We start from the raw sequence: 21,729 nt of genomic DNA, 5'->3' as shown, positions 1-21,729 counted from the left end.
TCTCGTTTATTCTTCGCTATTCAGGCCGATATTTTGCCGCTGTGCCAGAATAAAATCGCTGATAAAGTCGACAAAAACGCGGATCTTCGACGAAAGCTGTTTCCCCGCAGTCCAGACCATCTGGAACTGTCCTGGTGCTTTCAAATAGTCACCCAGCAGCGGCTGCAAAATGCCGCTCGACAACGGCTGTTCAATCATAAAGTCAGGCACGGCCCCGATGCCCAGGCCATTAATGATCGCGCTGCGCACTATTTCCATGTTGTTCGAACTGAATACGGTGCGGGTGCGAACGTCCGCCAGTTCAGATAAGTCACGGAGCGGCCAGGGCTGCAGCTTGCCGGTGTTCACATAGCGGAAACGAATTCCGCAATGCCCCTCCAGTTCCCGGGGCGATTGCGGCACGCCATGCCGGGCAAGATAGGCTGGGGAAGCACAGAGGATAAGCTGCAAAGAGGGCAGCGCGCGACGCATCAAGCGAGAGTCCGGGAGTTCGCCGGTTCGGATGGCGATGTCCATGTCCTCGTCAATCAAGTTTACCAGCCTGTCGCTGAAATCCAGGTCGAGATCGATGTCCGGATAACGGCGAACGAAAGCGATAATTGCCGCTTCAAACAGGCTGTGGCTGGCGGCGGGCAAGCTAACGCGCAGGCGGCCCTGGGGCGTTTCACTGGCATGGGAGAGCAGGGCATCCGCCTCATCCAAATCCTGCAGAATGTGCCGGCAGCGCTCAAAGTAAACCCTGCCTTCGGACGTCATCTGCAGGCTGCGGGTGGTGCGGTGAAAAAGCCGCACCCCAAGCTGTTCTTCAAGCCTCGTAATCCCTTTTCCCACCGCCGAAGCGGAAAGCCCCAGAGCTTGTCCGGCGCGGACAAAACTGCCCAACTCTGCGGTGCGGACAAAATAGATCAGGCTGGACAGGCGATCCATAGTGATACCTCTATTCGAGCGTTTTAGTCCGTAATGTTCGGACGTTTTATCATTTTTGTCACAGAAAAACACCCGCTACTCTGCAGACTATCCCACCTGCTTACTGCAGGCCCAATTCCTGGATTGTGACTTTCCGCTAAGGATATGAATGATGGCCGTTACCCGTTCTCACCCGTCGCAAGAACAGCTCCTGACGCTGGTCGCCGTGTGTCTTGCCTCGATCACTATGCCTTTTAATTTTACCGCCGCTGCCGTGGCCTTACCCGCTATCGGGCAAAGCTTCCACGGCTCGAGCATGGCGGTTAACTGGGTAGCTAATGCGTTTATGTTGACCTTTGGCAGTTGCCTGATGCTGGCGGGCGCGCTTGCCGACAGCTACGGGCGTAAACGCATGTTTGCCGGGGGGATTGCGGCCTTTGCGTTACTGTCAGCCGCGCTGCTTGCCGCGCCAAACTTGTTTGTTTTCGACCTGCTGCGTGGGGCGCAAGGGATTGCCGCCGCTATCGCGTTTTCCGGCGGGATGTCGGCACTGGCGCAGGTTTTTGACGGGACCACCAGGATGCGTGCCTTCAGCTTCGTCGGCTGCAGTTTTGGTATTGGTCTGGCGTTTGGCCCCGTGGCTGCGGCGGTAATGATAGATCTCTTCAGCTGGTCAATTGTCTTTATTCTACTGACCCTGGTGGCAGGCATTGCCTGTTTTCTGGCCTGTCGCTATATGCCTGAATCCCGCAATCCAGCGGCAAACGGTATCGATTGGGCCGGGGCCGTGGTGTTTACGTGGACGCTGGGTGTTTTCACTTATGCCGTTCTGCGCGTGCCGGAGGTTGGTTGGGGGGATGCCTTCAACCTGGCGCTGTTTGCGGTGACCACGATTTCACTGCTGGTATTTATTCGCATTGAACTGCGCGTTCAGCAGCCGATGCTCGACCTGACTTTATTCAAGTTTCCCCGTTTCGTTGGCGTTCAGCTCCTCGCTGCTGCTCCGGCCTATTCCTTTGTTGTTCTGCTTCTGCTCTTACCGCTGCGCTTTGTTGGCGTGGAGGGAATGCCGGTGCTTGAGGCCGGACGGTTAATGATTGCGCTCTCTGCGCCTCTGTTGTTCCTGCCGATTATTGCCGGTTACCTGACCCGCTGGTTCTCTGCTTCCATCCTGTGCGGAGTAGGGTTGCTGGTTTGCGCGGCCGGATTATTGTGGCTCAGCCGTATTCCGGGCGGGGCATCTGCGTGGCAGTTTGCCCTGCCGATGTGGACGATCGGCTGCGGGATAAGCCTGCCCTGGGGATTGATGGATGGCCTGGCGGTGAGTGTGGTGCCCCGCGAGAGGGCGGGCATGGCAACGGGTATTTTCAGTACCACGCGGGTGGCCGGGGAAGGGATTGCGATGGCAATTGTGAGCGCGCTGCTCTCTTCACTGATGGCAGATAACCTGCACCAGGCGGTGTCCGCTAGCCCTCAACGGTTGGCACATGTCGCGCAAAGCGTTGTTACCGGTGATGTCGCGACCGCAGCGACATCGCTGCAGGGCGTGACGTATAAAGCGATTGCCGCCAGCTACGACGCGGCGTTCAGCGACCTGTTGCTGCTGTTGATGAGCATCACATTGCTGGTCGCACTGGTGGTGTTTTTATTTCTGGACAAAAAACAAACCGGGGATGAAACCCGGCCACAAGCGACGGCGAGTTGATCGCCATTTTAAGTCAATAGTGAGAATGCAACGATGACCACACATGTCAAAGATCTGTTCAGCCCGCTGCGGGCCGGCAGGCTCAGTTTACAACATCGGGTTGTGATGGCGCCGCTAACCAGAATGCGTGCCTCCGGGCCAGAAGGCGCGCCAGATGCGCTTAACGCCGAATACTACGGCCAGCGCGCCAGCGAAGGCGGCCTGATTATTACCGAGGCGACGAATATTTCGCTGCAGGGGAAAGGCTTTCCGCAAACGCCGGGCATCTATAGCGAATGTCAGCTGGCAGGCTGGAAAAAGGTTGTGGAGGCCGTGCATCAAAAGGGCGGCGTTATTTACCTCCAGCTCTGGCACACGGGGCGTATTTCTCATCGCAGTCACCACCCAGAAGTCCCGTCGATTGCTCCCTCTGCTATTCGCCCTGCAGGTGAAGCTCTGGATGCTAACTTCACACCTCAGCCGTTTGCTACACCGGCAGCCCTTGAACTCTCGGCCATTCCTGCGGTGATTGAGGAGTATCTCGAGGCGGCACGGAGAGCGAAAGCTGCGGGTTTCGACGGCGTGGAGTTGCATGCGGCGAACGGTTTTCTCATCGATCAGTTTTTGCAGGACAAAACCAATCAGCGCACGGACGAATATGGCGGCAGCGTGGCAAACCGAATGCGTTTCATGCGCGAAGCGCTTGCGGCGCTGCGGGAGGTTTATTCCGCCGGAGAAATCGGCGTCAGGCTTTCCCCGTTCGGCAAGCTGGGAGACATAGGCGACAGTAACCCGCTGGCGCTGTTTACGGATATTGTCACCTGGCTTTCAGAACAGCAGATTGGTTATTTGCATCTGTTGGAGCCGCGAGCCAACACCGGGCTAAATGAAGAGCAGGATATGACGCAGCCAGCCTCTGTTGCCGCACTGCTACGGCCCTATTTTGACGGCGCTATTATTGCTTCAGGCGGTTTTAGCCGCGACTCAGCGAATGCGCTTATTGCCGCAGGAGATGCGGATGCCGTGGCCTTCGGGCGGGCGTTTATTGCTAACCCTGATTTGCCTTATCGCCTGCGGATCGGAGCCCCTTTAAATGCCTATGACCGTTCCACGTTTTACGCCGGAGATGCCCGCGGTTATACCGATTACCCGGCTTTGTCACATGACTGATCAATCAGGAGAGTCTTATGTTATTTAACGACACCGCATCCCCCATTCCTGACGTGCAGGGGCCGCCACCCTGGCTGGCAATACTCGCCGATGAGGCGACTCTGCAAGGTGTGGTGCTGAAAGCGCCTGTTCACGGTAAAACGGCAATACTGGAAATCCTGAAAACGGCCATTCCGCTGTATGACTTCCAGCGTTTTACTTACCGGGATTATGTCAACGAACGGTTATTTATGGAGTCTTACCGCGCAAGCGTCGACGGCGTAGCCGTGGAGTGCGCCGTTTGGGTGCATATCAATGAGCAAGGGCAGGCAGATTCGCTGATGATTCACCATCATCCGCTGCCTGCGGCGCTCTATTTTTCCCAGCGGATGTGGCAGCAGGTTGATGACAAGTACCGCGAACTTTACCTCAGCCCGGAGGAGTACGCGGCGCTAACGCGCGGGTAGGAAGAGGGGCGCATTGCGCCCCTTTTGCCGTATTACTGGCTAACAGGCACAACCGCGCCGTGATATTTCTCGTTGATCCAGTCCTGAATCTGCTTAGAGTGCAGGACTTTCACCAGTTCGACGATGTCATGCTTTTTCACGTCGGCGCGGTGCACGGTAATGATGTTGGCATACGGGTTGCCTTCACTGCTTTCGACGGCAATGGGATCTTTGATCGGGTTCAGGCCTGCATCCAGCGCGTAGTTGGCGTTGATCACTACCGCATCGCCTTCGTTGTTGGCGTACATTTGCGGCAGCAGGGCGGCTTCAATATCCGCTTTAAACTGCAGGTTTTTCGGGTTGCTGGCGATGTCGCTGATGCGCGCGTTAACCGGCTTCACGCCAGGTTTCAGGGTGATGACGCCTTCGTGCTGGAAGATGGCCAGAATGCGGCCTTCTTCGGCCACCGAATCACGGAGAATGATTTTGCCGTTCTGCGGCAGATCCTTCAGGCTTTTATATTTCTTCGAATAGATGCCGATAGGCTCCACGTGGATGGCGCCGGCGCTGACGAAATCGTAGTTTTTATCGCCTTTATGATCCTGCAGCACCGAATCCAGATAGGGCTGATGCTGGAAGTAGTTGGCGTCAATTTCATGTTCGGCCAGCGCAGTATTCGGCAGGATGTAGTCCTGGAAGGTTTTGATCTCAAGATCGATGCCTTCTTTCGCCAGAATCGGCTTCGCCTGTTCGAGAATTTCCGCGTGCGGGACGTTGGAGGCGCCCACAATCAGTTTTTCAGCGGCGCTAGCGTGAAGACTTAACGCGGTTAAAGAAGCCAGAGCTAACATCATAAACTGTTTTTTCATTATTTCGTCCAGTCGTGATTAGTGATTAAAAGTGCATTGCCGTGGAATTCCAGGCGGCAGAGTGCGTCTCTGTCGCCCGAAAGGTGTAAAAGCCGTTAGCGTTTATCGAGCAGGCTGGTGATGCGGTCGCCGATAAACTGAATAATGAAAACGATCGCTAAAATAGTGGCCGTGGCCACCAGCGTGACGTCATTATGGTTACGCTGGAACCCTTCCAGATAGGCGAGGTTGCCTAAGCCGCCGGCGCCGATAACCCCGGCCATGGCGCTGTAGCTCACCAGCGCAATCAACGTGACGGTCATCCCGGACACCAGCGCCGGAGAGGATTCCGGCAGCAGCACGCGGAAAATCAGCGTGTGGGTTTTGGCCCCCATCGAGCGCGTGGCTTCGATAACGCCTTTATCGACCTCGCGCAGCGCAATTTCCACCAGGCGAGCGTAGAAGGGGGCGGCTCCGACAATCAGCGCCGGAAGCGCGGCGTTGGTGCCGAGAATGGTGCCAACCAGCGTTTTTGTGAATGGGATCAGCAGGACGATCAAAATGATGAACGGGATCGAGCGGAAGACGTTGACCAGCACGGTCACCACCGAGTAAACCAGCCGATTCTGCAGCAGTTGACCGCGAGAAGTGAGAAACAGCAGCACGCCGAGGGCGATGCCAAACGCTAAGGTTGCCACTCCCGACCAGGCCGTCATGTAGAGCGTTTCGCCCGTGGCGGCCCACAGCCTGTCGAGTTTTAAATGCGGGAAGTATTGCTCAAGCATGTCTAATAACCTCAGTCTCTACCCGCTTGTGATTCAGGTATTGCACAATATTGTCTAGCTGGCTGGCGTCATCCATATGGACGTACAGTTCGCCAAACTCGCCGTCTACCGTCTGGGTGATGTTGCCGTGCAGGATATTCAGCGCGACGTTGAAGCGCTGAATAACATCGGCAATGACCGGCTGCCGGGCTTCGCCGCCCGGGAAAATAAGCTTCACAATGCTGCCGCTGACGCCCTGAACCCAGAGCGGATTGAACGGTTCTGCGGGCGTATTTTGCCCCGCGATCTGACGCACAAAAGTTTGCGTAATAGGCTGCTTCGGGTGGGTGAAAATATCCAGCACCGGGCCTTCTTCAACGATTCTGCCGTTTTCCATCACCGCCACGCGCTGGCAAATTTTGCGCACCACATGCATCTCATGAGTAATGAGTACGATGGTTAAGTTGAGCTGGCGGTTAATGTCGAGCAGCAGATCGAGAATCGCGTCAGTCGTTTGCGGATCCAGCGCCGAAGTGGCTTCGTCGCACAGTAAAACATCCGGGTTATTGGCCAGCGCGCGGGCAATGCCGACTCGCTGTTTTTGGCCGCCGCTAAGCTGAGCAGGCCAGGCGTTTTCGCGCCCCTCCAGCCCCACCAGCTTAATCAGTTCGTTAACGCGGTGCTGAATCTGGTTTTTATTAACACCGGCAATTTGCAGGGGAAAGGCAATATTCTCGGCAACGGTCCGGGACCACAGCAGATTAAAGTGCTGAAAGACCATGCTGACTTTTAGACGAGCCTGACGGAGCTGTTCGCCTCTGGCCTGGGCAATATCCTGCCCGGCGACAACGATCGATCCTGACGTGGGTTTTTCAAGCCCATTTAATAATCTGATTAACGTGCTTTTACCCGCGCCGCTGTAGCCGATAATGCCGTAAATCTGCCCTTTATTGACGTTGAGATTAATATTATCGACGGCGGTAATTACGCCACGTTTGCTGGCAAATATTTTTGATACGCCCGAAAGAACGATCATTATTCTGATCCTTAACTGCTGAAAATTTTCGCAACGCAACAGCATGATATGCTGATGGCTGGCTGGCGTGCGCGCGCCGCGTTATGGGCGTTGAGCCATGGTTATCTGGCTGATACTACCTGCTAATACCGTTGGGCAGAAGAATATAAAAATATGACTTATAGCTGTAGGAAATATAAGTAAGTTAAGATTCTATTCCGATTGGGACTAATGCTCTTTAGCAAAAATATGGCATTGCTTATTGTCAAATTGGTTAATTAGATGCGTTCAAATATTACTCAAAAGAGGGCGAAAGTGATAAATAATGAACTGACTATGAACAGGCTTTATTAACGATCCGTGGGTGGTTGATAATTGCTCTATTTGATTTTTTTAGTTTTATATCTGTACTCGTTGCTACTGTTTTCACCGTTATTTTTCGTCCCAAATTTAACAAATCTGCGCCATGCCCCGGAAATTCTAGTCTCATCAAGGTATCTTTCCCGCCTCGAGAGCGGAGATTGTCTGAAGATGTACGAATTCAATTTAGTCCTGCTGCTTCTGCAGCAGATGTGCGTGTTTCTGGTCATAGCCTGGTTAATGAGTAAAACCAGACTGTTTATCCCTCTGATGCAGGTGACCGTGCGCCTGCCGCACAAGCTGCTGTGCTACATCACCTTCTCGGTTTTTTGCATTATGGGTACCTATTTTGGCCTGCATATCGAAGGTTCCATTGCCAATACGCGCGCCATTGGTGCCGTGATGGGCGGCCTGTTAGGCGGGCCGGTGGTGGGCGGGCTGGTGGGGCTAACCGGCGGGCTGCATCGCTACTCTCTCGGTGGAATGACGGCGCTGAGCTGCATGATCTCCACCATTGCGGAAGGACTGATTGGCGGGTTAATCCACAGCGTTTTAATCCGCCGGGGCAGGACGGACAAACTGTTTAGCCCGCTGGTTGCCGGCGCGACGAGCTTTGTTGCCGAACTGGTGCAGATGATCATCATCCTGCTGATCGCGAGACCTTTTCAGGACGCTCTTCACCTGGTGGAAAGCATTGCCGCGCCCATGATGGTCACCAACACGCTGGGTGCCGCCATGTTTATGCGCATCCTGCTGGATAAACGCGCGATGTTTGAGAAATACACTTCCGCGTTCTCCGCCACCGCGCTAAAGGTCGCGGCCTCAACCGAGGGGATTCTCCGGCAGGGTTTCAACGAACAAAATAGCCTGAAGGTGGCGAAGGTGCTGCACCAGGAGCTGGACATCAGCGCCGTGGCGATCACCGACCGGGAAAGACTGCTGGCGTTTATTGGCACCGGGGCGGATCACCATCTGGCGGGCAAGCCCATTTCGTCGAGGTATACCTGGCAGGCCATCGAGAATAACGAAGTGGTTTACGCCGACGGCAATGAGGTGCCTTATCGCTGCTCGCTGCATCCTAACTGCAAGCTGGGGTCGACGCTGGTTATCCCGCTGCGGGGAGAAAACCAGCGGGTGATTGGTACCATAAAGCTCTACGAGGCGCGCAACCGGCTGTTTAGCTCGATCAACCGCACGCTCGGCGAAGGGATTGCGCAGCTGCTGTCGGCGCAAATCCTTGCCGGGAAATATGAGCAGCAAAAAGCGCTGCTGGCGCAGTCCGAGATCAAGCTGCTGCATGCCCAGGTGAACCCGCATTTCTTATTTAACGCACTGAACACGCTGAAAGCGGTGATCCGCCACGACGGCGACAAAGCAGGGCAGCTTGTGCAGTATCTCTCGACGTTTTTCCGCAAAAATCTCAAGCGCCCGTCTGAAGTCGTCACCCTTTCCGATGAAATTGAGCATGTGAATGCCTATCTGCAGATTGAGCTGGCGCGTTTCCAGACGCAGCTGGCGGTGAACTGGCAGGTGCCAGACGAGCTGGCAAATCAGCGTTTGCCGGCCTTTACGCTACAGCCGATTGTTGAAAACGCCATTAAACACGGCACTTCCCAGCAGCTAGGCAACGGCATGATTACCATTCGTGCCCGTACTGAGGGAAAAGACGTGCTGGTGGATGTTGAGGATAACGCCGGGTTGTACCGGCCAAATGAGAACGGTAACGGGCTGGGAATGAATCTGGTGGACAAGCGACTGCGGGCGAAGTTTGGGGAGGATTATGGCCTGGCCGTGAGCTGCGAATCCGATCGTTTTACCTGTATCACCGTGCGCCTGCCCGCCGAGGAGTTGGTATGTTAAGAGTATTGATTGTGGATGATGAACCGCTGGCGCGTGAGAACCTGCGCGTCCTGCTTGAGAACGACGGTGAGATTGAGATAGTCGGGGAGTGCGCCAACGCGATAGAGGCGATCGGTGCGGTGAATAAGCTGCGCCCGGACGTGCTGTTTCTTGATATCCAGATGCCGCGCATCAGCGGGCTGGAAATGGTGGGCATGCTCGATGAGCGGCACCGGCCGCGAATTGTGTTTCTCACCGCTTTTGATGAGTACGCGGTGCAGGCTTTTGAAGAGTGCGCTTTTGACTATCTTCTCAAACCTATTGAAGCGCAGCGGCTGCAAAAAACGCTGGCTCGCCTGCATCAGGAGAGCGAAGCGCAGGATGTTTCCCGCCTGCCGGAAAGCCAGCAATTGCTGAAATTTATCCCGTGCAGCGGCCACAGCCGCATCTGGCTGCTGCAGATGGAAGAGGTGGCCTACGTCAGCAGCCGGCTGAGCGGGGTGTATGTCACCAGCCGGGATGGCAAAGAAGGCTTTACCGAATTAACACTTCGCACGCTGGAAAGCCGCACGCCGCTGCTGCGCTGCCACCGGCAATATCTGGTGAACATGAATTATTTGCAGGAGATCCGCCTGGAAGATAACAGCCAGGCAGAGCTGCTGCTGCGGGATGGCCGCACCGTGCCGGTGAGCCGCCGCTATTTAAAGTCACTGAAAGAGGCGGTGGGGCTTTAAGGGGAGTCCTCTATGCGCCAGGTTTTAATCCGGCAAAAGCGTCGCGGATTTCGGCCTCCGGGAGCGAGACGCCGATGAACACCAGCGTGCTTTCCGGCGTTTCGTCCGGCTGCCACTCGCGGTCCCAGTCGGCGCTGTAAAGGCGCTGTACGCCCTGGAACAGCAGGCGGCAGGGCTGGTCTTCGATCCACAGCATCCCTTTGTAGCGGAGCAGGTTGTTGGCGAAGCCGGACAGCAGGTTCTCCATCACGGAAGACACTGCGGACAGCGCAACCGGGTAGTCCAGGGTCACCACAATGGATGAGACCTCATTTTGCTGCGGAGCAATACGGTGGAAGCGAGGCTTCGTCGCCACGACGTTTTCTTCCAGCATAAAGCCGCGGGTGTTAAACAGCAGCGCAAGGTCAATATTGCCGTGCAGGATAGGGTAAACCGGCGCTCGCGCATTAATGCGCTGCAGGCGCTCAATGAGTTCCGCTGATTCACCGGCCACATCAGTTTTAGTCAGTAAAATGCGATCGGCGTAGCCGATTTGTGACTGGGCGAGCGGGAACTGATCCAGCTGAGAGCCGGCATGTACCGCGTCAACCAGGGTGATGACGCCGTCGAGCAGGTAGCGCTCGCAGATGATTTCATGGGCGAAAAAGGCCTGCAGGATAGGGCCGGGATCGGCCATGCCCGTGCATTCGACGATCAGCCTGTCGAAATCAATTTCACCTTTGTCCCGGCTATCAAGCAGGTCCAGCAGGGCATCTTCCAGCTCGCTCGACCGCGTACAGCAAATGCAGCCGTTGCTTAGGGTGGTAATGCGGGTGGCGCGATCGCCAATCAGCTGGCTGTCGATAGGCGTTTCGCCAAATTCATTTTCAATAACGGCGATTTTCTCGTCCTGCTGGGTATGCAGGATATGGCGTAACAGGGTGGTTTTCCCTGCGCCAAGAAAGCCGGTTAATACGGTTACTGCAATCGGTGTCATCGCGTCCTTCCTGTTAACAGCAGCGCATGCCGCCTTTACCATCTCCGCCGTAGCGCGCCTGCTGGCGTTCCCGGAAGAATTCTTTGTAGGTCATGGGCGGCTGGTCCGGGTGGTTCGTCTGCATATGCAGCACGTAGGTGTCGTAGTCCGGGATGCCAACAAGCATCCTCGCCGCCTGGCCGAGGTATTTTTTTGCAGCGCCTAAGTTATCAAACATTCGTCGCTCCTTTAGTGATTTAAGCCCCGCTAATGCGGGGCTGTCATATGAAGCGATCAGTGTCCGGAAGAAATCTTAATGCCTTCTTTCGGCACCGGCTGGTAAGGCGTTTCTTTGTCCGTCGGCTGGTCGGATTTACCTGCCTCTTTCCAGGCCTTAATGCCGTAGAAAATGATGCTGTAAACCACCACCAGGAACAGAATGCTCAGGCCCGCATTGGTGTAGTTATTGACGACAATGTGGTTCATGTTGGCGATGTCTTGTGCCGTCAAATCTGCCCCACCGGCGGCGATACGCGCCTTATACTGGTTGGCCATGAAGAAGAAGCCTTCCATCTGCGGGTTGCTGCTGAACAGCTTCAGGCCCAGCGCCCAGGTGGTGCAGATAAGCAACCAGACCGCAGGCACCACGGTGACCCAAATGTACTGGGTACGCTTCATCTTCACCAGCACCACGGTGGCCAGCACTAATGCCACGGCCGCCAGCATCTGGTTGGAGATGCCGAACAGCGGCCACAGGCTCTTCACGCCGCCCAGCGGATCGACCACGCCCTGATACAGCAGGTAGCCCCAAAGTCCCACGCAGCCAGCGGTACCGATGATACCGGCCACCAGCGAATCGGTTTTCTTCAGGAACGGGATAAAGTTGCCCAGCAGATCCTGCAGCATAAAGCGGCCAGAACGGGTGCCGGCATCCAGCGCGGTCAGGATAAACAGTGCTTCAAACAGAATACCGAAGTGGTACCAGAAGCCCATGTCGGCGACCGGCACAATTTTGTGGAACACATGCGCAATCCCGACGGCAAGCGTAGGCGCGCCGCCTGCGCGGTTAAGCACGGAAGGTTCACCGATATCTTTTGCCGTTTGCAGGATCTGCTCAGGCGAAATCACGAAGCCCCAGGAACTGACGGTGGCGGCCGCGTGCGCGGTCACTTCCTTCAGCTGCGCCATAATCATCGGCGCGTTTTCCCCGCCCAGCTCGTGCAGGTTTGGCATGGTAAAGCCCAGGCCCGCCGGCGGTGTGTTCATGGCAAAGTAAAGACCTGGCTCAATAATAGACGCAGCCACCAGGGCCATCACGGCCACAAATGACTCCATCAGCATCGCGCCGTAGCCGATAAAGCGAGCGTCGGTTTCACAGGCCAGCAGTTTTGGCGTGGTGCCGGACGCGATAAGCGCGTGGAAACCGGATACGGCCCCGCAGGCAATGGTGATAAACAGGAACGGGAACAGCGCGCCTTTCCACAGCGGGCCGGTACCATCCACGTACTGGGTAATCGCCGGCATTTTCAGCTCTGGATTCAGGATAACGATACCAATCGCCAGGCCGACGATAACGCCGATTTTCAGGAAGGTCGCCAGGTAGTCGCGCGGGGCGAGGATCAGCCAGACCGGCAGCAGGGCGGAGACAAAGGCATAGCCGATGAGCGTAAAGGTAATGGTGGTATCTTTAAAGGTCAGCGCCGGGCCCCAGTAAGGGTCGTGGGCAATCACGCCCCCGAAGTAAATCGAGGCGACCAGCAGCACAATCCCGATAACGGACACTTCACCGACCCGGCCCGGGCGAATAAAGCGCATATAAATGCCCATAAACAGGGCAATCGGCACCGTCGAGCAAACGGTAAATACGCCCCACGGGCTTTCAGCCAGCGCTTTCACCACGATAAGAGCCAGCACGGCCAGGATAATTATCATGATCAGGAAGCAGCCAAACAGGGCAATCGTCCCCGGCACGGGCCCCATCTCTTCTTTGATCATCTCGCCAAGGGAAGCCCCGTTTCGGCGCGAGGAGATAAACAGCACCATAAAGTCCTGAACCGCCCCGGCCAGTACAACGCCTGCCAGTAGCCAGAGAACACCGGGCAGATAGCCCATCTGCGCCGCCAGCACCGGGCCCACCAGAGGCCCGGCCCCGGCTATCGCCGCGAAGTGGTGGCCAAACAGAACGTTACGGTTGGTTGGGACATAGTTCAGTCCGTCGTTATTGATCACGGCAGGCGTGGCGCGCGTAGGATCCAGCTTCATCACTTTCTGGGCGATGTAGAGGCTGTAGTAGCGGTAAGCCACCAGATAGACCGACACCGAGGCGACAACTATCCACAGGGCGCTGATGTGTTCCCCCCGTCGCAAGGCGACGACGGCCAGACAGCAGGCCCCGATGATACCCAGAATCACCCAGGGTATGTGTTTGAAAAATTTATTTTTATTCATAATTCATCCGTTTGTCAGCCCCGGCGTGATGCCTGTTCGCCGTCTGGCCGAACCTGGTTGTTGTAAAAGAAGGGCATAAAAATAGCCCAGCTATAGCGTGACGATTTTTGCCGCAAGAGAGGAAAAAGAGTGGCCGAGTGGTCGTATTCAGGCGTAAGCGGTTGTGGGGCAGGCTAAGCGGTTTTTACCTGAAGCTAACTTGCTGAAAAGTGTGATTTAGATCCCATACAGAGGCGCTGACGGTGAAGTCATGGGGCAACCCATGCGCTCACCAGGATAAGCGTCAGCATGATGGCGCTTTTCTTCCGTCGGAAAGGCCGGGAGAACTTGATAGAAATCAATTAAAGTATAATAAATACATTGCTTTACTTTTCTTTTCCGTCAGGCCTTTGACCTTCCCCCTGGGGGAAGGTGTAACGTCCGCGCCAGTGATTTCAGGCCCCTTACTTTCTAAAAGGAAATAGAATGAAAACTCACGCGATAACGACGTTGCTGACGCTGACGCTGACGCTCAGTGGCACCGCTCTGGCGTCAACCCCGGAAGCCAATGCTTTCCTGGCCAGACACGGGCTGGTGGGAAAAACCGTTGAGCAGATGGTGGAGGCTATCGACCAGTCTCCGCAGGCTCGTCCGCTGGGCTACAGCGCCGGGATCACCGGCCGCGAGCTGGTGCTTTCTGACGGGCAGCAGAAGTTTAGCTACCCGCTGGGAGATAAGTTTTATCTGTCGTTTGCGCCTTATCTGCGGCAAACGCACCCTTGTTTTAATCACAGCCTCTCCGGCTGCCAGGGGGAGCTGGCCAATACGGCTTTCGACGTCAAAATTACCGACAAAGCGGGTAACGTCATTCTGAATAAAACCCTTACCAGCCAGCCGAACGGATTTATCGGCGTGTGGCTGCCGCGTAATACCGAAGGAACGGTCAGCGTCAGCTATCAGGGCCGGACTGCGCATTCCGCTTTTGCTACTTTTAATGACAGCCAGACCTGCATGACCACGCTGCCGCTGCTGCAATCCTAAGTCCGACGGGCGGCGGCTATCCCGACGTAACCGCCGCCTGAATCACGGATAGTTGTTTTCTTCGTCGGTATAAATCAGCAGGCAGGCCTCGTTGAAGTTAGCCAGCCCCAGTCTTCCGTAAAGCTCATTCCGCCTGCGATAGAGACTTTTTAGAGATGTGTTGAGTTTTTCCGCCACGGTTTCCATGGGCAGTCCCTGCCTGAGCCACGCCATCATCACTCGCTCCTCCCGACTCAGGCGCATGGCATAAAACCATTCCCCCGCCTGGCGGTCGAGCTTCACTTTTTGCAGCACCCAGAACAGGGCTTCAACGTCACGGTGCGGTATCGACATATCAACGCTCCACTTTTGCCTGAGCGGGAAAAGTTCAGTGTGGCGCATATCCAGCACTATGCAGCGCACCGGTGCCTCAGCCTTCTCTGCGCTGGTGATGATGTTTTCCCACTGCGCCAGCGGTAACCGGCTATCCACCAGGATAGCGTACTCTTTGTAGCCGTAGCTAAAACTCCTTCTGCCCACGGAGTGCAGCAGAATGACGTCGGGGAAATAATTTTTTATTCCCTGGTAAAGATAGCGATCTTGTGTGATCAAAATGGTGGCACCCATCGCAGCGTATCCCTTCAATATTGCTCGAATCCAAATGCCCGATCATGGAAACCATGTGCGCGGCGCTTCTCTCTATTTCATGATAAATAAGCTAACTTACCTCCAGGTAAGTTAGGCGGTATTTCAACTTATTGTTGGGCAAGATGTTAGGGGCGCGAAACTATCCTTCTTTATTTCTGATGTGTAAAATTATAAATAAAAAGAAATAAGAGAGAAGTAACCGGTTTTTAAATTAGGATTCTTTGCCAGGAAATCTCTTGATTAATACATTGAATTTCCCCTGAACCTATCATCACAAACATCGTTCGTAACACGGTTTTATTTTTATTTTTATAAATTAATTATTTAAATCAGTATATTATGATTTTTGTGTTGTGAGGTGGTTTGTACATTCCAAAGCGGATACAGAGTATTCTTAAAAGTATCTCTTTGGCCTTCAGAGCGTGTTCACAAAATTATTCATGGTGACTTATCATTCCTGCTGTCTGACCTAATGTGTAATCAACGTTATTTTGAGTTTGTTCCTAATGCCTGGTGCAGGGAAAAACGTTAGACCAGAGATGCCTGTGCAAATAAATGTTCCGGGTCTCAATAGGATTTTACCGTGTGAATTTCATCCGCTAATGCCGATATCAGGTATTCAAAATGCGGCGGATAAACCATGCTCATTCATAATGGAATAATAGATATTTATGGAACAGCGGCTGAGTATCAATAAGTTATTCTTTTATCGCGGCGTAAAGCTCTCGTTATTTTTAATCATGCCGGGATTGCTTCCAGCGCAAGGGATGGGGGCAACATCGCGCTATGACAGCCAGGTATTACAGGCGCGAAACGGGGATTATCAACCTCTGCTTGCTGCGTTAGAGCACGAGGCGCAGCAAAGGGCGCTCAACCCGGGACAGGTGGCTGACTGGCTGCAGGTCGCCTCCTGGGCGGGGCGTGATAACGAGGTGGTCAGCGTCTGGCAGCGTTACCGTGGCCAGACGGCAATACCTGCCAGGGGGGTTGCCGCCGCAGCGCAATCCCTGCGGAATCTTCATCGCTGGACAGAATCACTTTCCCTGTGGGAGCAGGCGCTTCGGCTTTCTCCCGCTAACGATGACTACCGCACAGGGAGAATCAAAACGCTGGCCGACGGGCAAAAAGCCTGGCAGGCCAGAGATGAAGCCCTGCGTTTAGTCGAAGAAAAACCGACGCTGGCGCATTGGCAGACGCTTTCTTATGTCTATCTGCGGCAGGGCAAGACCTGGGACCAGTTGCTTAGCGACACGCGAGCCCTCGCGCTTGCCCCGGCGGATAAAATTGCGCTGCAAAATTTGATATCCAGCCTGACCGTGAACAGGGTGAATACGCCGGCGCTTGCGTTAGCCAGGCAAGCGCACCTTCCGGCAAATGAGCGCCGAACTCTGGAACTTAACGCGTTGGCCGAAAAGGTGCGCATGGCTGAAATCTCTCCGGGAGAGGAAAAAGCGCGCTTTACCGTCGCGCAGCGCGCGTTGGATCGTTACGACGCCTTGCTCGCCAGGTGGCGCGGCAATCCTCAGGCCAGGCAGGACGTCACCAGAGCGCGAATAGACCGGCTTGGTGCGCTCTATGCCCATAATTATTACCCAAAAGTCATTCAGGAATATGAAGCCCTGGCTTCAGAAAACGTGCGTGTCCCGCCCTGGGCTTTGCGCTGGGTTATCGCGGCTTACCTGGCAGAAAAGCAGATAGAAAGCGCGCAGGCGCTGACGCCGGATCTGTTCAGCGGCGCGGCGAATGAGAACGAGCAGGCGATGTTTTATGCCTTGCTGGACAGTGGACAGTACGACGCTGCCGCTCGTTATCTGCAAAACCTGACTCAGACAACGCCTTATCGTCGCTACGTGCCGGGTTTCCCGAATCCCGTACCGAACGATCGCTGGCTGGAAGCCAAAACGCTCTCTCTGCAATACCTCTTATCAACCAATGCGCTGCCGGAAGCACAAACGTTGTCCCGGCGACTGGCCAATACCGCGCCGGGTAATCAGGGATTACGTATTGATTATGCCAGAGTTTTGCAGGCTTGCGGGCTGCCGCAGGCCGCTGAACGAGAGCTAAAAAAGGCGGAGGTGCTTGAGCCGTCCAGCCTGGAGCTGGAGCGGCAGCAGGCTTATGTCGCACAGGATCTGCACGAGTGGCGGCAAATGGATTTGCTGACCGACGATGTGATGCTGCGCTCTTCGTGGGATATCGGTTCTCAGCGGCTGAAGCGCATGCGCGATGTGCATCGAATGTCCGAGCTGCGTGTTAACGGCCAGCAGGGGCTCCACTCTGATACGCCCGTTAGCGGCGCGCACGATTTTAGCTGGGATATGGCGATTTACGGCCCACCGGTAGCCGACAGCTGGCGGCTGTTTGGCGGTAACCGCTTTAACAGCGGGCGTTTTGAAGAGGGAAAGGGATCCAGCCGCAGCATGTTCGGAGGCATCGAGTGGCGGCCGCGCAATAGCTGGGTCGAACTTGAACTGGCGAACAACAACTTTAACGGCGGCAATAAGCCCGGTGGGCGCGCCTCGGCCTGGCACAGCTTCAGCGACAGCTGGCGAGTCGGTGGGGAGGTTGAACGTCTGGCCCGGGCAACGCCGCTGCGGGCGTTGCGCAACGGGGTAAGTGCGAATCAGGCCAACCTGTGGGTACGCTGGCACCAGAATGAACGCCGTGAATATCAGGTTACTACCGCGACCAGTTGGTTTTCAGACCATAACCACCGCCAGGAATACACTTTCCAGGGCCGGGAACGACTGTGGCAGACGCCGCGGATCGCGCTCGACCTGCAGCCCGGCGTGGCATACAGCAGCAACAGCAAGACCGACACGGCGTATTACAGCCCTAAATGGGACTTATCCGCCGCGCCGACGCTCGCCGTTAATCACGTGATGTACCAGCGCTATGACACCGTCTGGAGCCAGCAGATTAGCGCCGGAGCGGGCGTTTACCGGCAAAGAAATTACGGGGCGGGGGCGATGACAACCCTGGGGTATGGCCAGCGTATCCAGTGGAACAACGTCCTCGACACCGGGGCCATGCTGAACTGGGAAAAGCGCCCCTGGGACGGCAAGCGGGAAACGCATCTCGCCGTCGCTTTTGATGCCAATTTACGATTTTAAGGACACACATGCTGACCAACAGTTTTCGCCTCGGCCTGATCGTTTTGGGCTGGTTATTGACCTTTTCTGGCCTGGGCGCGCAGGAGATCCATTTTCTGCCGCCAAACGAGCGGCCGCAGCCTGAAGCCAGCCGGCCCTGGCCGAAGAACCATTTTTTGGTATTGGCTTACCATGACGTCGAAGACAGCGACCCCGATCAACGCTATCTGGCTGTGCGCACCAGCGCCCTCAACGAGCAAATCAGCTGGCTGCTGCAAAACGGCTATCGCGCGGTAAGCGTGCAGGCGATTCTGGACGCCCACCGGGGCGGAACGCCACTGCCGCCGAAGGCATTTTTACTGACCTTTGATGACGGTTACAGCAGCTTTTACACCCGCGTCTGGCCGCTGCTCAAAGCTTATGATGTGCCCGCGCTTTGGGCACCGGTGGGCAGTTGGGTGGACACGCCGCCAGGGAAAAAAGTGGATTTTGGCGGGTTGATGACCGCCCGCGATAAGTTTGCCACCTGGGATATGGTGCGTGAGCTTAGCCAGTCCCCGCTGGTTGAGATTGGGTCGCACACCTGGGCTTCACATTACGGTATTCAGGCGAATCCACAGGGCAGCCGCGAGCCTGCCGTGGCTAACCGGGCGTGGAATAAAGTCACCGGTCAGTATGAAAGCGACGAGCAATTCATCCGGCGTATTGACGACGACGTGCACCAAATCAGCCGTAAAATTGAGCAGGTCAGCGGGAAAGCGCCTCGCGCCTGGGTCTGGCCCTATGGCGCGGCCAACGGCACCTCGCTTGGCGTGCTCAAAAAGCAGGGGTATCAGATGGCGTTCACGCTGAACGATGGTCTCGCCGACGCCCGCGACCTGGATAACATCCCGCGCGTGCTGATCTCGGGCAACCCGACGCTTAAAGCGTTCGCCAGCATAGTGAGCCGAGTGCGGGAGCCCGATCCGGTGCGCGTTATGCATGTGGATCTCGACTACGTCTACGACCCGAACCCGGTACAACAGGCGAAGAATATTGATGCGCTGGTGCAGCGTGTGTATGACATGAAAATCAGCCATGTCTTTTTGCAGGCGTTCTCGGACCCGCTCGGCGACGGCAATATCAAATCGCTCTTTTTTCCCAACCGCTGGCTGCCGATGCGCGCCGACCTGTTTAACTTCGTTGCCTGGCAGCTACGTACCAGAGGCGATGCCAAAGTGTTTGCCTGGCTGCCGGTGCTCTCTTTTGATCTGAACGCCGCGCTGCCCAGGGTACAACGCTGGGACGCCGCCAGCGGGAAGGCTCAGCGGGCCACCAGCCCTTATCTGCGGCTTTCTCCATGGAACCGGCAGGTTCGCCACCAGATAGTCGATATCTACGAAGATCTCGCCCGACATGCAGTGTTTGACGGCATTCTTTTCCACGATGACGCACTGCTCACCGACTTTGAAGATGCCGGGCCGGACGCCATGACCGCGTACCGGCAGGCAGGATTCCAGGGCAGTATCGGCGACATTCATCAAAACCCTGCCGAACTGCGGAGCTGGACGCGTTTTAAAAGCCAGACGCTGATCGCCTTCACGCGCACGCTGACCGATGCGGTACGAAATATTCGTGGCCCGCAGATAAAAACTGCCCGAAATATCTTTGCGCTGCCGATTCTGGAACCAGAGAGCGAGACCTGGTTCGCCCAGAACATTGACGATTTCCTTGCCGCTTACGACTGGACGGTGCCGATGGCGATGCCGCTGATGGAGTCCGTGCCGCTGGAAGAGAGCAACAGCTGGCTGGAGCGGCTAATTAAAGCCGTCGCGGCGAAGCCTTCGGGAATGAATAAAACCATTTTTGAGCTTCAGGCGCGCGACTGGAAACACCCGACGCAGAAAGGCATTGCCGACAAACAGCTGGTGGAATGGATGCAGCTGCTGCAGCTGAACGGCGTGAAGCATTACGGCTACTACCCGGACGACTTCATCAATAACCAGCCTGATATTTCACATATCAGACCTGAAATTTCCTCTTACTGGTACCCAAACAATGACTGATCGTCTTCTTTCCTTGCTGATTCTGGGCCTGGTTTTTGGGCTGCCGCTCGGTATGGCGGCGGTGTTTACCGGGAAAATCCTGCTGGACTTCGTGTTCTTCTGGCCACTGTTCATGTCGGTGCTGTGGATGACCGGCGGGCTCTATTTCTGGTACCGGCTGGAACGCCACTGGCCGTGGGGCAAAGACGTTCCGCCGCCGCAGCTGGAAGGTAATCCGCTGATTTCTATTCTGATCCCGTGCTTTAACGAAGGTAAAAATGCCCGGGAAACGATCGAAGCCGCGCTGGGACAGCGCTATACCAACATCGAAGTCATCGCCATCAACGACGGCTCTCGGGATAACACCGCCGGGATCCTGAACCAGCTTGCGGGGGAATACCCAAAACTACGAGTGATTCACCTGGCGGCGAATCAGGGCAAAGCTGTGGCACTCAAAGCCGGGGCCGCCGCCGCACGCGGGGATCTGCTGGTGTGCATTGACGGGGACGCCTTACTGGAGCGGGACACGGCGGCTTACCTGGTGATGCCGCTGATTCGCCACCCTAACGTGGGCGCCGTGACCGGGAACCCGCGGATCCGCACCCGCTCGAACCTGATTGGGCGCATCCAGGTCGGCGAGTTTTCTTCGATAATCGGGCTGATTAAACGCACCCAGCGTATTTATGGCCGTGTCTTTACCGTTTCCGGCGTGATAGCTGCTTTTCGCCGCCAGGCGCTGGCGGACGTGGGTTACTGGAGCCCGGACATGATCACCGAGGACATTGATATCAGTTGGAAACTGCAGTTGCATCACTGGACGCTCTATTTTGAGCCGCGCGCGCTGTGTTGGATCCTGATGCCGGAAACGCTCAAAGGGCTTTGGAAACAGCGACTGCGCTGGGCGCAGGGTGGGGCGGAAGTGTTTCTGGTCAACCTGCGTCGTCTGTTCCGCTGGGAGCACCGGCGGATGTGGCCGCTGTTTATGGAGTACGTGCTGTCGACGGTCTGGGCCTTCGCCTATGCGATAACCATCCTGCTGTTTATTGCCAGCCACCTGACCACGCTGCCGGCAAACCTGGTGGTTGAAACGCTCTTCCCGCCGGCGTTTACCGGGCTGCTGCTGGGCGTGATGTGCCTGATGCAGTTCCTGATCAGCCTGTTCATTGAGCGGCGCTATGAAAAGCGGATTGCCGGGTCGTTGTTCTGGATTGTCTGGTTCCCGCTGATGTACTGGATGATCGGTCTGTTCACCACCCTGGTGTCATTCCCGAAAGTGATGCTTAAACGCCGCCGCGCCCGCGCGCGCTGGGTAAGTCCTGACCGTGGAAAAGGAAGAATATGATGCAGACCAACACGCTGATTTTGACCGAAGAGCGGCTGGGGCCGAGGCTGTTCGATGGCCTGATAACCGCTATTGCCTGGGCCGGGTTTCTGTACTTTGTGTGGAAAAACTTGCTGCTGCAGCTGATGTTATTGCCCGACCAGCGCGGGGAAATCGTCGCGCAGTCGCTCAATTCCGTGCTGCTGTACCTGCTGATTGCCGCCATCAATGGCTGGCTGCTGATCCTCTGGTATCAGTACAGCCTGCGCAGGTACAGCGACCGATACCTCGATGGACACAAACCGTTTCAGCCTGGCGACCTGGCCCGCAGCTTTAACTTGTCGACGCAGCTGGTTTCCGAAATGAGCCGCTATAACCAGTTAACGGTTTATCACGACCAGATTGGGCAGATTATCGATCTTAAAAATAATCGGGCGGAGAGCGAGGCGGATCTTCCGGAAAAGCGGTCTGTATAGACCTTCGTCAGATGGGGGTTC

18 protein-coding genes are annotated in these 21,729 nt (G+C 55.8%); 10 read left to right on the top strand and 8 right to left on the bottom strand.

Annotated features, from left to right (window positions below; genetic code table 11):
* Positions 1–6: 6 nt before the first annotated feature.
* Positions 7–927: a LysR family transcriptional regulator gene (locus tag F3J29_RS07510; RefSeq protein WP_166864500.1), complete on the bottom strand. Its 921-nt coding sequence runs from the start codon at positions 925–927 to the stop codon at positions 7–9.
* Between the two features lie 148 nt (positions 928–1,075).
* Here F3J29_RS07510 and F3J29_RS07505 point away from each other — a divergent pair, with 148 nt between their 5' ends.
* Genes F3J29_RS07505 through F3J29_RS07495 form a run of 3 tightly spaced genes read left to right on the top strand, consistent with a single transcriptional unit; the run spans position 1,076 to position 4,206 of the window.
* On the top strand, positions 1,076–2,611 hold the full coding sequence (locus F3J29_RS07505) for an MFS transporter (protein WP_286175184.1): 1,536 nt from the start codon (positions 1,076–1,078) through the stop codon (positions 2,609–2,611).
* 33 nt (positions 2,612–2,644) lie between these two features.
* A complete protein-coding gene (locus tag F3J29_RS07500) occupies positions 2,645–3,760 on the top strand; it encodes an alkene reductase (RefSeq protein WP_166864497.1) in 1,116 nt (371 codons plus the stop codon).
* 17 nt (positions 3,761–3,777) lie between these two features.
* Positions 3,778–4,206, top strand: a complete 429-nt coding sequence (locus F3J29_RS07495) for a hypothetical protein (protein WP_166864495.1) — start codon at positions 3,778–3,780, stop codon at positions 4,204–4,206.
* A gap of 32 nt (positions 4,207–4,238) precedes the next feature.
* On the opposite strand, the gene F3J29_RS07490 is transcribed toward F3J29_RS07495, so the two are convergent.
* From F3J29_RS07490 to F3J29_RS07480, 3 genes are all read right to left on the bottom strand, one after another.
* Positions 4,239–5,054, bottom strand: coding sequence for a MetQ/NlpA family ABC transporter substrate-binding protein (locus F3J29_RS07490; protein ID WP_166864493.1), 816 nt, complete (start codon positions 5,052–5,054; stop codon positions 4,239–4,241).
* A 95-nt stretch (positions 5,055–5,149) separates the two neighbouring features.
* Positions 5,150–5,818, bottom strand: a complete 669-nt coding sequence (locus F3J29_RS07485; RefSeq protein ID WP_166864491.1) for a methionine ABC transporter permease — start codon at positions 5,816–5,818, stop codon at positions 5,150–5,152.
* A complete protein-coding gene (locus tag F3J29_RS07480; protein ID WP_166864488.1) occupies positions 5,811–6,833 on the bottom strand; it encodes a methionine ABC transporter ATP-binding protein in 1,023 nt (340 codons plus the stop codon). Before F3J29_RS07480 ends, F3J29_RS07485 begins: the two co-directional genes overlap by 8 nt.
* Before the next feature lie 510 nt (positions 6,834–7,343).
* Between F3J29_RS07480 and F3J29_RS07475 the strand changes: the two genes are divergently transcribed.
* Together F3J29_RS07475 and btsR are read left to right on the top strand one after the other, a co-directional pair.
* On the top strand, positions 7,344–9,032 hold the full coding sequence (locus F3J29_RS07475) for a sensor histidine kinase (RefSeq protein ID WP_166864485.1): 1,689 nt from the start codon (positions 7,344–7,346) through the stop codon (positions 9,030–9,032).
* On the top strand, positions 9,026–9,745 hold the full coding sequence (gene btsR, locus F3J29_RS07470; protein WP_166864482.1) for a two-component system response regulator BtsR: 720 nt from the start codon (positions 9,026–9,028) through the stop codon (positions 9,743–9,745). The genes F3J29_RS07475 and btsR overlap by 7 nt, the downstream gene beginning before the upstream one ends.
* Before the next feature lie 10 nt (positions 9,746–9,755).
* Here btsR and yjiA read toward each other — a convergent pair whose 3' ends face one another.
* The 3 genes from yjiA to F3J29_RS07455 are packed head-to-tail and all read right to left on the bottom strand — an operon-like array spanning position 9,756 to position 13,148.
* Entirely contained in the window at positions 9,756–10,721 is a 966-nt protein-coding gene (gene yjiA, locus F3J29_RS07465; protein ID WP_166864479.1) for a GTPase, read from the bottom strand.
* 13 nt (positions 10,722–10,734) lie between these two features.
* Positions 10,735–10,938 (bottom strand): YbdD/YjiX family protein, encoded by a 204-nt coding sequence (locus tag F3J29_RS07460; protein ID WP_008460696.1) that lies wholly within the window; start codon positions 10,936–10,938, stop codon positions 10,735–10,737.
* A 56-nt stretch (positions 10,939–10,994) separates the two neighbouring features.
* Entirely contained in the window at positions 10,995–13,148 is a 2,154-nt protein-coding gene (locus F3J29_RS07455) for a carbon starvation CstA family protein (protein WP_166864476.1), read from the bottom strand.
* A gap of 465 nt (positions 13,149–13,613) precedes the next feature.
* Here F3J29_RS07455 and cueP point away from each other — a divergent pair, with 465 nt between their 5' ends.
* On the top strand, positions 13,614–14,168 hold the full coding sequence (gene cueP / locus F3J29_RS07450; RefSeq protein WP_166864473.1) for a copper-binding periplasmic metallochaperone CueP: 555 nt from the start codon (positions 13,614–13,616) through the stop codon (positions 14,166–14,168).
* A 42-nt stretch (positions 14,169–14,210) separates the two neighbouring features.
* Here cueP and F3J29_RS07445 read toward each other — a convergent pair whose 3' ends face one another.
* The gene (locus tag F3J29_RS07445; RefSeq protein ID WP_166864470.1) at positions 14,211–14,774 is read right to left on the bottom strand and encodes a helix-turn-helix transcriptional regulator; all 564 of its coding nucleotides are present in this window, start codon (positions 14,772–14,774) and stop codon (positions 14,211–14,213) included.
* A 692-nt stretch (positions 14,775–15,466) separates the two neighbouring features.
* Here F3J29_RS07445 and pgaA point away from each other — a divergent pair.
* From pgaA to pgaD, 4 genes are read left to right on the top strand one after another with little or no spacing between them, the layout of a single operon-like run.
* Positions 15,467–17,908 carry a poly-beta-1,6 N-acetyl-D-glucosamine export porin PgaA gene (pgaA, locus tag F3J29_RS07440; RefSeq protein WP_166864468.1) on the top strand — a complete coding sequence of 814 codons (2,442 nt, stop codon included), beginning with the start codon at positions 15,467–15,469 and terminating at the stop codon, positions 17,906–17,908.
* 8 nt (positions 17,909–17,916) lie between these two features.
* Positions 17,917–19,932 (top strand): poly-beta-1,6-N-acetyl-D-glucosamine N-deacetylase PgaB, encoded by a 2,016-nt coding sequence (gene pgaB, locus F3J29_RS07435; protein ID WP_166864465.1) that lies wholly within the window; start codon positions 17,917–17,919, stop codon positions 19,930–19,932.
* Complete coding sequence (pgaC, locus tag F3J29_RS07430) at positions 19,925–21,253, top strand: poly-beta-1,6-N-acetyl-D-glucosamine synthase (RefSeq protein WP_166864463.1); 1,329 nt, start codon at positions 19,925–19,927, stop codon at positions 21,251–21,253. The genes pgaB and pgaC overlap by 8 nt, the downstream gene beginning before the upstream one ends.
* Complete coding sequence (pgaD, locus tag F3J29_RS07425; protein ID WP_166865041.1) at positions 21,253–21,708, top strand: poly-beta-1,6-N-acetyl-D-glucosamine biosynthesis protein PgaD; 456 nt, start codon at positions 21,253–21,255, stop codon at positions 21,706–21,708. The genes pgaC and pgaD overlap by 1 nt, the downstream gene beginning before the upstream one ends.
* The last annotated feature ends 21 nt before the right edge of the window (positions 21,709–21,729 follow it).

This window comes from Enterobacter sp. Cy-643 (assembly GCF_011752815.1).
Taxonomy (GTDB): domain Bacteria; phylum Pseudomonadota; class Gammaproteobacteria; order Enterobacterales; family Enterobacteriaceae; genus Cedecea.
The sequence above is the reverse complement of the archived record's forward strand: the minus strand, read 5'-3'. Positions and strand labels throughout refer to the sequence as shown.

Bases quoted from the DNA above. Each gene is read 5' to 3' on its own strand.
- F3J29_RS07495 (WP_166864495.1), top strand. From the start codon at position 3,778: ATGTTATTTAACGACACCGCATCCCCCATTCCTGACGTGCAGGGGCCG.
- F3J29_RS07510 (WP_166864500.1), bottom strand. From the start codon at position 927: ATGGATCGCCTGTCCAGCCTGATCTATTTTGTCCGCACCGCAGAGTTG.
- F3J29_RS07500 (WP_166864497.1), top strand. From the start codon at position 2,645: ATGACCACACATGTCAAAGATCTGTTCAGCCCGCTGCGGGCCGGCAGG.
- F3J29_RS07455 (WP_166864476.1), bottom strand. From the start codon at position 13,148: ATGAATAAAAATAAATTTTTCAAACACATACCCTGGGTGATTCTGGGT.
- F3J29_RS07485 (WP_166864491.1), bottom strand. From the start codon at position 5,818: ATGCTTGAGCAATACTTCCCGCATTTAAAACTCGACAGGCTGTGGGCC.
- F3J29_RS07445 (WP_166864470.1), bottom strand. From the start codon at position 14,774: ATGGGTGCCACCATTTTGATCACACAAGATCGCTATCTTTACCAGGGA.
- pgaD (WP_166865041.1), top strand. From the start codon at position 21,253: ATGCAGACCAACACGCTGATTTTGACCGAAGAGCGGCTGGGGCCGAGG.
- pgaA (WP_166864468.1), top strand. From the start codon at position 15,467: ATGGAACAGCGGCTGAGTATCAATAAGTTATTCTTTTATCGCGGCGTA.
- F3J29_RS07490 (WP_166864493.1), bottom strand. From the start codon at position 5,054: ATGAAAAAACAGTTTATGATGTTAGCTCTGGCTTCTTTAACCGCGTTA.
- F3J29_RS07475 (WP_166864485.1), top strand. From the start codon at position 7,344: ATGTACGAATTCAATTTAGTCCTGCTGCTTCTGCAGCAGATGTGCGTG.
- F3J29_RS07505 (WP_286175184.1), top strand. From the start codon at position 1,076: ATGATGGCCGTTACCCGTTCTCACCCGTCGCAAGAACAGCTCCTGACG.
- cueP (WP_166864473.1), top strand. From the start codon at position 13,614: ATGAAAACTCACGCGATAACGACGTTGCTGACGCTGACGCTGACGCTC.
- pgaB (WP_166864465.1), top strand. From the start codon at position 17,917: ATGCTGACCAACAGTTTTCGCCTCGGCCTGATCGTTTTGGGCTGGTTA.
- yjiA (WP_166864479.1), bottom strand. From the start codon at position 10,721: ATGACACCGATTGCAGTAACCGTATTAACCGGCTTTCTTGGCGCAGGG.
- F3J29_RS07460 (WP_008460696.1), bottom strand. From the start codon at position 10,938: ATGTTTGATAACTTAGGCGCTGCAAAAAAATACCTCGGCCAGGCGGCG.
- pgaC (WP_166864463.1), top strand. From the start codon at position 19,925: ATGACTGATCGTCTTCTTTCCTTGCTGATTCTGGGCCTGGTTTTTGGG.
- F3J29_RS07480 (WP_166864488.1), bottom strand. From the start codon at position 6,833: ATGATCGTTCTTTCGGGCGTATCAAAAATATTTGCCAGCAAACGTGGC.
- btsR (WP_166864482.1), top strand. From the start codon at position 9,026: ATGTTAAGAGTATTGATTGTGGATGATGAACCGCTGGCGCGTGAGAAC.